This is a genomic window from Streptomyces sp. NPDC045701, from assembly GCF_056432045.1.
In genome coordinates this window covers 24,416-37,603 of record NZ_JBWKJV010000041.1, presented here as the reverse complement: position 1 = coordinate 37,603, position 13,188 = coordinate 24,416, and the positions used below count along the sequence as shown (strand labels likewise).

Below are 13,188 nucleotides of genomic sequence, written 5' to 3'. Positions count from 1 at the left end.
CCGGGCGGCCATTCTCCTGGAGCCATCGAGGGCAACGCCCGATCAGCCACACCCGGTCCTCCCGGACCGCCAACATTCTTAAGGACTCCCGATGAAGGCCAAGGCCCTCGCCCCCGCCCGCGCCCTCGGAACCGCCCGCGCCCTCGGAACCGCCCGCGCCCTCGCGCGGAGGATCGAGGCCCGGACTCCCGCCCACCGCGACCGCGCCGTCGACGGACTGCGCGCCCTCGCGCTGCTCGCCGTCCCCACCGGCCACTGGCTGCTCGGCGGTTTCACGCTCGACGCCGGCGGGGCGATCCACAATGCCAGCCCGCTCAGTGCGTTCGGGTTCCTCGCGCCCGTCAGCTGGGTCCTGCAGATGCTCGGGATCTTCTTCCTGGTGGGCGGGTACGCGGCCGTCCTGTCGTACGACCGGCGCACGGGCTCCACCGGCGCGTGGCTCAGGGGGCGGATCGCCCGGCTCGGCCGTCCCGTCCTCGGCGTCACCGCCGTCTGGGCCGTCCTGGTCCCCGTCCTGTACGCCCTGGGCGTCCCGGACGACACCCTGCGCACCGGGTCGACGCTGGTCGTCCAGCCGCTGTGGTTCGTCGGCGTGTACCTGGTCGTCACCGCCCTGACCCCGTACTGCGTCCGCGCCGCCCGCCGGCTCGGCGCCTGGGCGGCGGCCCCGCTCCTGGCGTCGGTCGCCGTGGTGGACCTCCTGCGCTACGGCCCGTACGCGGACGCCGCGCCGTCCTGGCTGAGCGTGCTGAACATCCTGCCCGGCTGGCTCTTCGCCTACCAACTGGGCGTCTCCTGGGGCGAGAAGCGGATCGGCCGGCGGGAGGCGTGGGCGCTGCTGCTCGGCGGCGCGGCCCTGTTCGCCACGCTGCTGCTCGCCTTCCACTACCCCGCCTCGATGGTCGGCGTCCCCGGGGAGGCCCGCGCCAACTCCCACCCGCCGTCGCTGCTGGTCCTGGCGCTCGCCGCCGCGCAGAGCGGCGCCGCGATCCTGCTGCGCGACCGGCTGGGCAGGCTGCTGCGCCGCCCCGCGCTGTGGGCACCGGTGGTGGTGATCAACCTGTCGGCGATGACGATCCTGTGCTGGCACCAGACGGCGATGCTGGCCGCCGCCGTGCCCGCGTCGTTCCTCGGGCCGGTCGCGGGGCTGACGACCACGCCCGACAGCCCGGGGTGGATCCTGGCGCGGCTGGCGTGGATGCCGTTGTTCGCGGGGCTCCTGCTGCTGATCGGGCGGTACGCGCGCGGCTTCGAGACCCCGTGGACGCACGCGACCGCCGCCCGCCGCTGGGCCGCCGGGCTGCTGGCGGCGGGCTTCGCGGTGTACGCCCTGGGCTAGGTGTGCCGACCCGCGGGGTCGTTCACGCGGGTCGACACACCTGGGGAGTGCCCGCGAAGTCCCGCGCGCGTGCCCGTACGGGCGGGCCGGGTGCCTACGCCTCGCGGGCCGCGGAGGTGAGCGACATGTCCGGGTACCGGTCGCCGGCCACCTGGGCGGCGATCGGCTCCAGCCGGGCCAGCTCGTCCGGGCCGAGGGTGATCCGGGTGGCGGCGGCGTTCTCCAGGAGGCGGGCGCGCCTGCGGGTGCCGGGGATGGGCACGACGGTCAGGCCGTGCACCTCGGCCCGCTGCTGCACCCAGGCGAGCGCGACCTGGGCGGCGGTCACCCCGTGGGCCTCGGCGATCTCCCGGACGGGCTCCAGCAGCGCGGCGTTGCGGCGGGCGTTGTCGCCGGTGAAGCGGGGCTGGTCCTTGCGGAAGTCGGTGCCGGACAGCTCCGCCGCCGCGTCCGTGAACGCCCCGGTGAGGAACCCGCGGCCGAGCGGCGAGTAGGGCACGAACGCCACGCCCAGGTCGGCCGCGGCGCCCACCGCGCTGCGCTCCACGTCGCGGGAGAACAGCGACCACTCGGACTGGAGGGCGGTGATCGGGTGGACGGCGTGCGCCTCGCGCAGCTCGGCCCCGGTCACCTCGCTCAGCCCCAGGTGCTTCACCAGCCCGCGCTCGACCAGCTCGGCCATGGCGCCGACGGACTCCGCGAGCGGCACGGCCGGGTCGCGGCGGTGCATGTAGTAGAGGTCGATGACGTCGACGCCGAGGCGGCGGAGGCTGCCCTCCACGGCGGACCTGATGTACGCCGGGTCGTTGCGGACGGCCCGGTGGTGGGGGTCGTCGGTGCGTTCGATGGCGAACTTCGTCGCCAGGGTGATCTCGTCCCGGTGCGCGGCGACGAACGGCGCGAGGAACTCCTCGTTCGCGCCGCGCCCGTAGATGTCGGCGGTGTCGATCAGGGTGACGCCGGCCTCCAGCGCGGCCTCCAGCGTGTCGCGGGCGGCGGCCTCGTCGGTGTCGCCGTAGAACTCGCTGATGCCCATGGCGCCGAAGCCCTGGACGCCCACCAGCGGCCCCTCCGTGCCGAGCCGTACCGTCATGATCTTCTCGGTGCTCATGTGGTCCTCTCCGGGGCCCGCCGGGCACCCGAATAGAAGTCGATTTTGTAGTCGAGTACGGCGAGGGTGTCCTGGAGCTCCGCGATCCGGGACCGTACGTCCCGCCGCGTGGACTCCAGCAGCTCCTGCCGCTCCTCGAAGGTGTGCTCGCCCTCCCGCACCAGCTCGGCGTAGCGGACCATGTCGGCCACCGGCATGCCGGTGAGGCGCAGCTTGCCGACGAAGTTCAGCCAGTCCAGGTCCCGGTTGGTGAAGCGGCGCTGACCCGTGTGGGACCGGTCGACGTGCGGCATCAGCCCGATCCGCTCGTACCAGCGCAGGGTGTGCGCGCTGAGGCCGGTCCAGGCGGCGACCTCGCTGATCGTGTAGCGGTCCTGTCCGTCGGGGCGCGGGTGCGGGGGTGGGGCGGAAATGCAGAAGGCGGCGCGCTCGGTCGGTACGGGAGTGCTCTCGATCACCGTCATGGCCTCCACGCTAAAACCCTGGAGTGCACTCCAGGCAAGCCCGTCCCCGCGGCAAGGGCGCGAACGGGCCCGGGGATACGCTCGTGCGCATGCGAAGCGTGGCGATGATCGAGAACTGGCCGGTGGAGAACGCGGCGGCGGCCGTGGTGCGCGGGGACGGCACCGTCGCAGGGGCGCACGGCCCCACGGACCGGCGGTTCCCGCTGGCGTCGGTGACCAAGCCGCTCACCGCGTACGCGGTGCTCGTGGCGTACGAGGAGGGGGCGGTCGAGCTCGACGAGCCGGCCGGGCCCGAGGGGTCGACGGTACGGCACCTGCTCGCCCACACGTCGGGGCTGGCCTTCGACGAGCACCGGGTCATGGCGGCGCCGGGCACGCGGCGAATCTACTCCAACGCCGGGTTCGAGGTGCTGGGCGAGCATGTCGCGAAGGCGACGGACATCCCCTTCGCGGAGTACCTGCGCCAGGCGGTGCTGGAGCCGCTGGGCATGAAGGACACGACGCTGGACGGTTCGCCCGCGAAGGACGGCGTGTCGACGGTCGACGACCTGGTGCGCTTCGCCGCCGAGGTGCAGGCGCCGCGGCTGCTGGACCCGCGCACGGTGCTGGAGGCCATGTCGGTGGTCCACCCGGGGCTGACCGGGATCCTGCCGGGGTACGGGCACCAGCGGCCCAACGACTGGGGGCTCGGCTTCGAGATCCGTGACGGCAAGGCGCCGCACTGGACCGGGACGTCGTCCTCCCCGCGCGCGTTCGGCCACTTCGGCCAGTCGGGCACGTTCCTGTGGATCGACCCCGACGCGGGGGCGGCGTGCGTGGCGCTGACCGACCGGGCCTTCGGGCCGTGGGCGATCGAGGCGTGGCCGCCGTTCACGGACGCGGTGCTGGCGGACCTCGCGGCGCCCCGCTGACCGGTCGGCAGGGGCCCTTCCACGGCCCCTGCCCCGTGCGAGGACCACCGACCGGCCGGGCGGGGAACACATACCTGCTGTCGCCGGTACAGAATTCCGGGAAATTGCGGGTGACATTTTTTCGGGCCGCCACGCCGGACCGAAAACGCATCGCCCGGCCCGGCCCGTACCGTGCTACGGTGTTCTCAGTTGCAGTTGTGGTTCCCAATGACTTTGCGTTCATTTTCCGGTGTTTTCCGGAGGGGAAATCATCCCAGCGACTCCGGGGTCGCAAGGTGCGTACTCCGGGCACTGCCCCAAAGGGAGATCAAATATGGCATCTGGCACCGTGAAGTGGTTCAACGCGGAAAAGGGCTTCGGCTTCATCGAGCAGGACGGCGGCGGCGCTGACGTGTTCGCCCACTACTCGAACATCGCCGCTTCCGGCTTCCGCGAGCTTCAGGAAGGCCAGAAGGTGAACTTCGACGTCACGCAGGGCCAGAAGGGCCCGCAGGCCGAGAACATCGTTCCCGCCTGACGCTGACGCGTACGACGCGTGCCGGGGCCCGCACCATGGGTGCGGGTCCCGGCTCGTCGGCTTTTTCTCCCCGTCTGACACGACGGTCTCGCGCGCGAATACTGATTGCCGCTTCTTCCGGCTCGTATTCCCGGCGCTTCCCCGGACGAAGCGGTGACGCCCTCGGCGCCCGCACGTGTGTCGTCCATTTTCTCGGTTCGTTCTTGCGATTCCTCGTGCGGCCCAGCCGCCGGGAGGAATTCCTCGATACGTGCCGCATCGAGGAAGGTTCCGCATGAACCGCACCGCTCGCACGAACGACAGCTCCTACCGCTCCCGTACGAACGCCGCCGCCGGCTCCAACCGGGGCAGCCGTGGCCGCCCGCAGGGGACGGCCCGGTCCGCGTCCGCCGGACGCCCGGGTGGCGGTTACGGACGCCGACCCGCCCCGCTCCGGGGCGAGTTCGCCCTGCCGGTGGGCGGCAGCGCGGCCCTGCCGCCGGTCGAGAGGTTCGACGACCTCGGCCTGCCCCCGGCCCTGCTGGCGGCGCTCGGCTCGGCCGGCATGAGCGTCCCGTTCCCCATCCAGGCGGCGACGCTGCCGAACTCGCTGGCCGGCCGGGACGTCCTGGGCCGCGGCCGTACGGGCTCGGGCAAGACGCTCGCGTTCGGCCTCGCCCTGCTGACCCGTACCGCCGGCAAGCGGGCCGAGCCGCGCCAGCCCCTGGCCCTGGTGCTCGTCCCCACCCGGGAGCTGGCCCAGCAGGTGACCGACGCGCTCACCCCCTACGCCCGTTCGCTGCACCTGCGGCTCACCACGGTGGTCGGCGGGATGTCGATCGGCCGCCAGGCGGGCGCGCTGCGCGGCGGCAGCGAGGTCGTCGTCGCGACGCCCGGCCGGCTCAAGGACCTCGTCGACCGCGGCGACTGCCGGCTGGACCAGGTCGCCATCACGGTGCTGGACGAGGCCGACCAGATGACCGACATGGGCTTCATGCCGCAGGTGACCCACCTGCTCGACCAGGTGCAGCCCGGCGGGCAGCGCCTGCTCTTCTCGGCGACCCTGGACCGCAACGTCGACCTCCTGGTCCGCCGGTACCTCACCGACCCGGTCGTCCACTCCGTCGATCCCTCCGCGGGCGCGGTCACGACGATGGAGCACCACGTGCTGCACGTGCAGGGCGCCGACAAGCACGCCACCACCACGGAGATCGCCGCCCGCGACGGGCGGGTGATCATGTTCCTGGACACCAAGCACGCGGTGGACCGGCTGACCAAGGACCTCCTGGCCGTCGGCGTACGCGCCTCCGCCCTGCACGGCGGCAAGTCCCAGCCGCAGCGCACCCGCACCCTCGACCGGTTCAAGAGCGGGCACGTCAACGTCCTGGTGGCCACCAACGTCGCCGCCCGCGGCATCCACGTCGACGACCTCGACCTGGTCGTCAACGTCGACCCGCCCACGGACCACAAGGACTACCTGCACCGCGGCGGCCGCACCGCCCGCGCCGGCGAGTCCGGCACCGTCGTCACCCTGGTCCTGCCGGGCCAGCGACGCGGCATGGAGCGCCTGATGGTCGACGCCGGCATCACCGCCCGGGTGACCCGGGTCTCCTCCGGCGAGGCGGAACTGAACCGCATCACCGGCGCCAAGGCCCCGTCCGGTGTGCCCGTCGTCATCACGGCACCCGCCTCCGAGCGGGCCAAGGGCCCCGGCACCTCCAGCCGCGGACGGCGCCGCCGTCCGTCCCGCTGGGGCCGCGGCGCCGCCGCCGCGTAGGACGCACTCCCCCGCGGGACGCGGTCTTGATCGAACGTTCTTGACGCCCGACGAAGGAGAAGTTCTTGACGCTGGTTCAGACACGGTCGGCGGAAGGCCACCGCGGCACGGCGACGACCCATGGCACGGGCCTGACCGCCCGTGACGCCATGGAAGCGCTCGGACCGCAGGTCGACGATCACATGACGGTCGACGTGGCCATGTCCGTGCTCATCAGCGCCCGCGTCGAGCACCTGCTCATCCAGGACGAGACCGGCCGCTGCTCCGGTCTGGTGACCCGGGCGCAGCTCGCCGCCCACCGCGGCGGCTCCTGGTACGTCGACCGCACCCGGCTGCGTGACATCCCCCTCGACCGGGGGCCGTTCACCTGCTCCGCGGCGGTCCTGGGCGACGCGGAGGCGGCGATGCGGGGCCGGACCCTGGACGTCTCCCCCGTCGTCGACGAGCACGGCTACCCCTTGGGCATCCTGTCCCTCTTCCCCTGAGCCCCCCGGCTCCCCTCACCCCTGCCGAGGCACCATGCGCTGCGTCATCGCCCACTTCCCCTTCGACCTGTTCTCGAGCGACGTCCGGGAGTCGATGAAGGGCATCAAGCCCGAACCCGTCTCCGGGCCGTCCGTGACCATCGGACGCCGTACGTACCCCGTCAAGCAGGTGGGGGAAGTGATCACCAAGCAGGACCGCCGTGACTTCTCCACCGGAGAGGTGACCAGGGCGCTGACCCGGCTCGGCTTCACCTGCCACGACACGGTGGCCAAGCCCACGACCGCCGCCACCCCGCTGGAGACGGCGACGGCGCTCCTCGGCGGCGGGGCGCTTCGGTGACCTCCGGCGTCGGCGGGAGTGTCCCGGGTTCTAGAATCAACGCCCATGTCGAACCCTGATGAACTGCTCGTTGACATCGCCGCCACGGTGGAGTCGGAGCAAACCACTCAGATGTCCCTCACCGTCGTGGTCCACGGCGCCGTCATCACGGGCCGCCTGGCGCCAGAGACGGTGTGGCGGCAGCGGGTGGCCGAGGTACTGAGGGACTCGGACCGGCTCGGCCCGTTCGCCGGCACCTTCGCACCACCCGGAGGCACCGGATCGCGCCCGTCCGGTACGCCCACTCACCTGCACTTCCACGTCGCCAGGATCCTCCAGGGCCAGGTGGGCATCCCCGAGACGGGCGGGATGTACCGCATCGCCATCAAGGACGTGAGTGCCTGGACGGTGGGCGACTTCAGCTACTCCGACCATTGACCGCCCGCGCGGTGCGCCCTCACCGGCGCACCGCGCGCCGTGCTGCCCGCCGGTCCCGGCCGCCGGGCGGGGTCAGGCGGTCATCTCCCACAGCAGCACCTCGGCCGGGCCGAGTGCCTCCAGTTCCAGTCCCTTCGCGCCGGTGATCCGGGCCGCGTCCCCCGGGGCGAGGTCGTCGCCGCCGAGCCGCACCGTGCCGCGCACGACGTGGACGTACACGAAGGCGGCGTCCGGGACGGCGGTGCGTTCGCCGGGAGTCCGCGGACGGCGTACGTGGAGCGTCGCGCCCGCGGCCGGCAGGACGTACGGGGTCGCGTCGGCGATGTCCCGTACGACGTCGTACGCCGGGTCGCCGCCGGGCTCCCGCGGGGCGAGCCACATCTGCACGAAGACCAGCGGCGCGTCACCGTCGTTGCGCTCCTCGTGCCGGACGCCGGCCGCCGCGCTGAGGTGTTGTACGTCACCCGGGCCGATGCGCGAGGTGTGCCCGGCCGAGTCGCGGTGGGTGAGTTCGCCCTCCACGACCCACGTGACGATCTCGGTGTGGCTGTGGGGGTGCTCGTCGAACCCGCAGCCGGGCGCGAGCCGCTCCTCGTTGCAGGCCAGCATGGCGCCGAAACGGAGGTTGTCGGGGTCGTAGTGGCGCCCGAAGGAGAAGGCGTGCAGGGTCTCTATGCCGGTCGTCGCCCCGCCACCGCGGTAGCGCTCACCGGCCCGCCGCACGGACCACACGGGTGTGACCGGGCCGGGCCGCGCGGCGGCGGCCGCGGCGTCTGGATGCCATGAACTCACGGGACCACCGTAGACCCGGCGCCGCACTGCCCCGTCCGGATAAGGCAGTCTTGTCCCGTGCCTGAACCCGCAGCGAACGACACCCATCCCCATGCCGCCACCCTGAAGCGCCTGGAGCGGTCATCCGGGCGGCTCGCGGCGAGCGCCATTGCCCGCATGGACGAGACGCTGCCCTGGTACCGGGCGATGCCCCCGGAGAACCGGTCGTGGATCGGTCTGGTCGCCCAGGCCGGTATCGCCGCGTTCACCGAGTGGTTCCGGCATCCGGAGACCCCGCAGGCCATCTCGACCGACGTGTTCGGCACCGCCCCGCGCGAGCTGACCCGCGCCATCACGCTGCGCCAGACCGTGGAGATGGTGCGGACGACGATCGAGGTGATGGAGTCGGCGATCGAGGAGGTCGCCGCTCCGGGCGACGAGTCGGTGCTGCGCGAGGCGCTGCTGGTGTACGCACGGGAGATCGCCTTCGCGACGGCCCAGGTGTACGCGCAGGCCGCCGAGGCACGCGGCGCCTGGGACGCCCGGCTGGAGTCCCTGGTGGTGAACGCGGTGCTGTCGGGCGAGGCCGACGAGGGCGCGGTCTCGCGGGCCGCCGCACTCGGCTGGAACTCGCCGGAGCACGTGTGCGTGATCCTGGGCACCGCGCCGGACGGGGACAGCGAGCTGACCGTGGAGGCGATCCGGCGGGCGGCCCGGCACGCCAAGCTCCAGGTGCTCACCGGGGTGCTCGGCGACCGGCTGGTCGTCATCGCGGGCGGCAGCGACAACCCGCTCCAGGTCGCCAAGGCGCTGATCGGCCCGTACGCCGCCGGGCCGGTGGTGGCCGGGCCGATCGTGCCGGACCTGCTGGCGGCCACCCGGTCCGCGCAGGCCGCGGCGGCGGGATTGAAGGCGTGTTCCGCCTGGCAGGACGCGCCGCGGCCGGTGCTGGCGGACGATCTCCTGCCGGAGCGCGCGATGGCCGGTGACCCGTCGGCGCGCGAGCAGTTGGTGGAGGAGATCTACAGACCGCTGGAGGAGGCGGGCTCGGCGCTCCTGGAAACCTTGAGCGTTTATCTGGAGCAGGCGAGCAGTCTTGAGGGCGCGGCCAGGATGCTGTTCGTCCATCCCAACACCGTGCGCTACCGGCTCCGACGTGTGACCGACGTCACCGGATGGTCACCGTCCGATGTGCGGTCCGCGTTCACGCTGCGGATCGCGCTGATCCTGGGACGTCTGGTCGACGGAGATCCTCAGTCCTAGACTTTTGTCGAACGTCCACAATTCCCCTGACGGTTCTTCGTCCCTGTCCTCACGGGCGCCGGGGGCCGTCCACAAGAGAGAGTGTGAGGGTGCTCGTACTCGTCGCTCCCGGCCAAGGCGCTCAGACGCCCGGCTTCCTGACTCCCTGGCTCGACCTGCCCGGCGCCTCCGACCGCGTCGCCGCGTGGTCCGACGCCATCGGGCTCGACCTCGTCCACTACGGCACCAAGGCCGACGCGGACGCCATCCGCGACACGTCGGTGGCCCAGCCGCTGCTCGTCGCGGCCGGCCTGCTGTCGGCCGCCGCGCTCGGGGACGTGACCCCGGGCGCCGTCGCCGGCCACAGCGTCGGCGAGATCACGGCGGCCGCGTTCGCCGGGGTCCTCGACGACACGTCCGCGCTCGGCTTCGTACGGACCCGCGGCCTGGCGATGGCCGAGGCCGCCGCCGTCACCGAGACCGGCATGTCCGCGCTGCTGGGCGGTGAGCCGGAGGTCACCGTCCCGCACCTGGAGAACCTCGGGCTGACCCCGGCGAACGTGAACGGAGCCGGCCAGATCGTCGCCGCCGGCACCATGGAGCAGCTCGCCGCGCTGGAGGCGAACCCGCCCGAGGGCGTACGCCGGGTCGTGGCGCTGAAGGTCGCCGGCGCGTTCCACACGCACCACATGGCGCCCGCCGTCGGGACGCTGCGGAAGGCGGCGGAGGGCCTGACGGTCGCCGACCCCACCGTGACGTACGTCTCGAACAAGGACGGCCGGACCGTCGCCACGGGCGCCGAGGTCGTCGCCCGCCTGGTGGGCCAGGTCGCCAACCCCGTCCGCTGGGACCTGTGCATGGAAACGTTCCAGCAGCTCGGTGCGACGGCCCTCATCGAGGTGTGCCCCGGCGGCACCCTCACCGGTATCGCCAAGCGCGCCCTGAAGGGCGTCAAGACGGTCGCCCTGAAGACGCCGGACGACCTCGACGCGGCCCGTGCGCTCATCGCCGAGCACACGACGCCCGCCGTCTGACAAGGAGCCGTAGAGCATGGCGAAGATCAAGCCCAGCCAGGGCGCCCCGTACGCGCGCATCATGGGTGTCGGCGGCTACCGGCCCACCCGTGTCGTGCCGAACGAGGTGATCCTCGAGACGATCGACTCGTCCGACGAGTGGATCCGCTCGCGCTCCGGCATCGCCACCCGCCACTGGGCATCGCCCGAGGAGACGGTGACGGTGATGTCGGTCGAGGCGGCCGGCAAGGCCATCGCGGAAGCGGGGATCACGGCCGAGCAGATCGGCGGTGTGATCGTCTCCACCGTCTCGCACTTCAAGCAGACCCCCGCCGTCGCGACCGAGATCGCGGACAAGATCGGTGCGAACAAGCCGGCCGCCTTCGACATCTCGGCGGGCTGCGCCGGCTTCGGCTACGGCCTGACCCTCGCCAAGGGCATGGTGGTGGAGGGTTCCGCGGAGTACGTCCTCGTGATCGGCGTGGAGCGGCTGAGCGACCTGACCGACCTGGAGGACCGCGCGACGGCCTTCCTGTTCGGTGACGGCGCCGGCGCCGTCGTCGTCGGCCCCGCCGAGGAGCCGGCGATCGGCCCCACGGTGTGGGGCTCCGAGGGCGACAAGTCCGAGACGATCAAGCAGACCGTCCCGTGGACCGACTACCGCGACGGCACGGTCGACAAGTTCCCCGCCATCACGCAGGAGGGCCAGGCGGTGTTCCGCTGGGCCGTCTTCGAGATGGCGAAGGTCGCCCAGCAGGCCCTGGACGCGGCCGGCATCTCGGCGGCCGACCTGGACGTCTTCATCCCGCACCAGGCCAACATGCGGATCATCGACTCGATGGTGAAGACTCTGAAGCTGCCGGAGCACGTCACGGTCGCCCGCGACGTCGAGACGACCGGCAACACCTCGGCCGCCTCGATTCCGCTCGCGATGGAGCGGCTCCTGGCGACCGGTCAGGCGAAGAGCGGTGACACCGCGCTCGTCATCGGCTTCGGGGCGGGTCTCGTCTACGCCGCGACGGTCGTTACCCTCCCCTAGGCACCGTTCGGGGTTTCTCCGGACGATCAGCCTCAAAACCCTCTGAGAAACACCTCTGAGACACACACCGAAGGAGCGCCACATGGCCGCCACTCAGGAAGAGATCGTCGCCGGTCTCGCCGACATCGTGAACGAGATCGCCGGCATCCCGGTCGAGGACGTCCAGCTGGACAAGTCCTTCACCGACGACCTGGACGTCGACTCGCTCTCCATGGTCGAGGTCGTCGTCGCCGCCGAAGAGCGCTTCGACGTCAAGATCCCCGACGAGGACGTCAAGAACCTCAAGACGGTCGGCGACGCCGCCGACTACATCCTGAAGCACCAGAACTGATCGGACCGCCACCCGGCGGTGGCGCCGCGTTCCCCGCATACCTCATACACGTGGAGAAAGAATTCCTGTGAACTCGACCAATCGCACCGTGGTCGTCACCGGTATCGGCGCAACCACACCGCTGGGTGGCGACTCCGCCTCGACCTGGGAAGGTCTGCTCGCGGGACGCTCCGGCGTCAAGCCCCTCGAGGGTGACCGCTTCGCCGACATGCCCGTCCGGATCGCGGCCCCCGCGGCCGTCGACCCGGGAGAGGTGCTGCCGCGCCCGCTGGCCCGCAAGCTGGACCGCTCGGCGCAGTTCGCCGTGATCGCGGCCCGCGAGGCGTGGGCGGACGCGGGCTTCACCGGCCCGGCGGGCGAGGACACCGCCGTCGAGCCCGACCGGCTCGGCTCCGTCATCGCCTCCGGCATCGGCGGCGTGACGACCCTGCTCGACCAGTACGACGTGCTGAAGGAGAAGGGCGTACGCCGCGTCTCCCCGCACACCGTGCCGATGCTGATGCCCAACAGCCCCTCCGCCAACGTCGGCCTGGAGGTGAACGCCCGGGCGGGCGTCCACACCCCGGTCTCGGCCTGCGCGTCGGGTGCCGAGGCGATCGGCTACGCGATCGAGATGATCCGCACCGGCCGCGCCGACGTGGTCGTCGCCGGCGGCACCGAGGCGGCGATCCACCCGCTGCCCGTCGCCGCGTTCGCCAACATGATGGCGATGTCGAAGAACAACGACGAGCCCGAGAAGGCCTCGCGCCCGTACGACAAGGGCCGTGACGGCTTCGTCCTCGGCGAGGGCGCCGGTGTCGTCGTCCTGGAGTCCGCCGAGCACGCCGCCGCGCGCGGCGCGAAGGTCTACTGCGAGGCGCTCGGCCAGGGCCTGTCGGCCGACAGCCACCACATCGCCCAGCCGGAGCCGACGGGGCGCGGTATCGCCGCCGCCCTGCAGAACCTGCTGGACAACACCGACCTGAAGCCGGCCGAGGTCGTGCACCTCAACGCCCACGCCACGTCGACCCCGCAGGGTGACGTCGCGGAGGTCAAGGCGCTGCGCAAGGTGCTGGGTGAGGACCTGGACCACGTCGCGGTGTCGGCCACCAAGTCGATGACCGGCCACCTCCTGGGCGGCGCGGGCGGCATCGAGACCGTCGCCACGGTCCTGGCCCTGCACCACCGCACGGCCCCGCCGACCATCAACGTCGTCGACCTCGACGAGGAGGTCGACGCGGACGTCGTGCGCGACACGCCGCGCCCGCTGCCGGAGGGCACGATCGCCGCGATCAACAACTCGTTCGGGTTCGGCGGCCACAACGTGGTCCTGGCGTTCCGGACGGTCTGACCTCGCGGTCGGCGACCGCAGGACACGGCAGTGGGGGGGGGGGGGGGGGGGGGGGGGGGGGGGGGGGGGGGGGGGGGGAAGGGGGGGGGGGGGGGGGGGGAAGGAGGGGGGGGGGGGAGGGA

Annotated in this window: 15 protein-coding genes; 12 read left to right on the top strand and 3 right to left on the bottom strand. The window is 72.4% G+C overall.

The features are described from left to right. Positions 1 to 91 precede the first annotated feature (91 nt). Entirely contained in the window at positions 92 to 1,339 is a 1,248-nt protein-coding gene (locus tag AC07DW_RS28280; RefSeq protein ID WP_478860503.1) for an acyltransferase family protein, read from the top strand. 94 nt (positions 1,340 to 1,433) lie between these two features. On the opposite strand, the gene AC07DW_RS28275 is transcribed toward AC07DW_RS28280, so the two are convergent. After that, positions 1,434 to 2,450: an aldo/keto reductase gene (locus AC07DW_RS28275; protein ID WP_478860502.1), complete on the bottom strand. Its 1,017-nt coding sequence runs from the start codon at positions 2,448 to 2,450 to the stop codon at positions 1,434 to 1,436. Then, the gene (locus AC07DW_RS28270; protein ID WP_478860501.1) at positions 2,447 to 2,914 is read right to left on the bottom strand and encodes a MerR family transcriptional regulator; all 468 of its coding nucleotides are present in this window, start codon (positions 2,912 to 2,914) and stop codon (positions 2,447 to 2,449) included. Before AC07DW_RS28270 ends, AC07DW_RS28275 begins: the two co-directional genes overlap by 4 nt. 89 nt (positions 2,915 to 3,003) lie before the next feature. Here AC07DW_RS28270 and AC07DW_RS28265 point away from each other — a divergent pair, with 89 nt between their 5' ends. From AC07DW_RS28265 to AC07DW_RS28240, 6 genes are all read left to right on the top strand, one after another. Beyond that, positions 3,004 to 3,825 carry a serine hydrolase domain-containing protein gene (locus AC07DW_RS28265; RefSeq protein WP_478860500.1) on the top strand — a complete coding sequence of 274 codons (822 nt, stop codon included), beginning with the start codon at positions 3,004 to 3,006 and terminating at the stop codon, positions 3,823 to 3,825. A 313-nt stretch (positions 3,826 to 4,138) separates the two neighbouring features. Further along, positions 4,139 to 4,342, top strand: coding sequence for a cold-shock protein (locus AC07DW_RS28260; RefSeq protein WP_033176054.1), 204 nt, complete (start codon positions 4,139 to 4,141; stop codon positions 4,340 to 4,342). Positions 4,343 to 4,616: 274 nt separating this feature from the next. Beyond that, the gene (locus AC07DW_RS28255; RefSeq protein WP_478860499.1) at positions 4,617 to 6,098 is read left to right on the top strand and encodes a DEAD/DEAH box helicase; all 1,482 of its coding nucleotides are present in this window, start codon (positions 4,617 to 4,619) and stop codon (positions 6,096 to 6,098) included. A 149-nt stretch (positions 6,099 to 6,247) separates the two neighbouring features. Beyond that, a complete protein-coding gene (locus tag AC07DW_RS28250) occupies positions 6,248 to 6,583 on the top strand; it encodes a CBS domain-containing protein (protein WP_478860505.1) in 336 nt (111 codons plus the stop codon). Between the two features lie 34 nt (positions 6,584 to 6,617). Continuing rightward, complete coding sequence (locus AC07DW_RS28245) at positions 6,618 to 6,923, top strand: SCO5918 family protein (protein WP_478860498.1); 306 nt, start codon at positions 6,618 to 6,620, stop codon at positions 6,921 to 6,923. Positions 6,924 to 6,968: 45 nt separating this feature from the next. Continuing rightward, entirely contained in the window at positions 6,969 to 7,340 is a 372-nt protein-coding gene (locus AC07DW_RS28240) for a hypothetical protein (protein WP_478860497.1), read from the top strand. Positions 7,341 to 7,412: 72 nt separating this feature from the next. Here the strand turns inward: AC07DW_RS28240 and AC07DW_RS28235 are convergent, their stop codons facing one another. Further along, positions 7,413 to 8,072, bottom strand: a complete 660-nt coding sequence (locus tag AC07DW_RS28235) for a pirin family protein (protein ID WP_478860504.1) — start codon at positions 8,070 to 8,072, stop codon at positions 7,413 to 7,415. 117 nt (positions 8,073 to 8,189) lie between these two features. On the opposite strand from AC07DW_RS28235, the gene AC07DW_RS28230 reads away from it, so the two are divergent. The 5 genes from AC07DW_RS28230 (at position 8,190) to fabF (ending at position 13,066) form a co-directional block, all read left to right on the top strand. After that, positions 8,190 to 9,374 (top strand): PucR family transcriptional regulator, encoded by a 1,185-nt coding sequence (locus tag AC07DW_RS28230; RefSeq protein ID WP_478860496.1) that lies wholly within the window; start codon positions 8,190 to 8,192, stop codon positions 9,372 to 9,374. A gap of 89 nt (positions 9,375 to 9,463) precedes the next feature. Next, positions 9,464 to 10,387, top strand: a complete 924-nt coding sequence (locus AC07DW_RS28225; RefSeq protein ID WP_478860495.1) for an ACP S-malonyltransferase — start codon at positions 9,464 to 9,466, stop codon at positions 10,385 to 10,387. A 16-nt stretch (positions 10,388 to 10,403) separates the two neighbouring features. After that, positions 10,404 to 11,405 carry a beta-ketoacyl-ACP synthase 3 gene (locus tag AC07DW_RS28220; protein WP_478860494.1) on the top strand — a complete coding sequence of 334 codons (1,002 nt, stop codon included), beginning with the start codon at positions 10,404 to 10,406 and terminating at the stop codon, positions 11,403 to 11,405. Positions 11,406 to 11,487: 82 nt separating this feature from the next. Next, a complete protein-coding gene (locus tag AC07DW_RS28215; RefSeq protein WP_064071140.1) occupies positions 11,488 to 11,736 on the top strand; it encodes an acyl carrier protein in 249 nt (82 codons plus the stop codon). Positions 11,737 to 11,803: 67 nt separating this feature from the next. Continuing rightward, on the top strand, positions 11,804 to 13,066 hold the full coding sequence (gene fabF / locus AC07DW_RS28210; protein WP_478860493.1) for a beta-ketoacyl-ACP synthase II: 1,263 nt from the start codon (positions 11,804 to 11,806) through the stop codon (positions 13,064 to 13,066). Positions 13,067 to 13,188: the final 122 nt, after the last annotated feature.

What these genes read in the sequence shown, in the direction of transcription:
- AC07DW_RS28280 (WP_478860503.1), top strand. Translation starts at nt 92, where the DNA reads ATGAAGGCCAAGGCCCTCGCCCCCGCCCGCGCCCTCGGAACCGCCCGC.
- AC07DW_RS28275 (WP_478860502.1), bottom strand. Translation starts at nt 2,450, where the DNA reads ATGAGCACCGAGAAGATCATGACGGTACGGCTCGGCACGGAGGGGCCG.
- AC07DW_RS28270 (WP_478860501.1), bottom strand. Translation starts at nt 2,914, where the DNA reads ATGACGGTGATCGAGAGCACTCCCGTACCGACCGAGCGCGCCGCCTTC.
- AC07DW_RS28265 (WP_478860500.1), top strand. Translation starts at nt 3,004, where the DNA reads ATGCGAAGCGTGGCGATGATCGAGAACTGGCCGGTGGAGAACGCGGCG.
- AC07DW_RS28260 (WP_033176054.1), top strand. Translation starts at nt 4,139, where the DNA reads ATGGCATCTGGCACCGTGAAGTGGTTCAACGCGGAAAAGGGCTTCGGC.
- AC07DW_RS28255 (WP_478860499.1), top strand. Translation starts at nt 4,617, where the DNA reads ATGAACCGCACCGCTCGCACGAACGACAGCTCCTACCGCTCCCGTACG.
- AC07DW_RS28250 (WP_478860505.1), top strand. Translation starts at nt 6,248, where the DNA reads ATGGAAGCGCTCGGACCGCAGGTCGACGATCACATGACGGTCGACGTG.
- AC07DW_RS28245 (WP_478860498.1), top strand. Translation starts at nt 6,618, where the DNA reads ATGCGCTGCGTCATCGCCCACTTCCCCTTCGACCTGTTCTCGAGCGAC.
- AC07DW_RS28240 (WP_478860497.1), top strand. Translation starts at nt 6,969, where the DNA reads ATGTCGAACCCTGATGAACTGCTCGTTGACATCGCCGCCACGGTGGAG.
- AC07DW_RS28220 (WP_478860494.1), top strand. Translation starts at nt 10,404, where the DNA reads ATGGCGAAGATCAAGCCCAGCCAGGGCGCCCCGTACGCGCGCATCATG.
- AC07DW_RS28215 (WP_064071140.1), top strand. Translation starts at nt 11,488, where the DNA reads ATGGCCGCCACTCAGGAAGAGATCGTCGCCGGTCTCGCCGACATCGTG.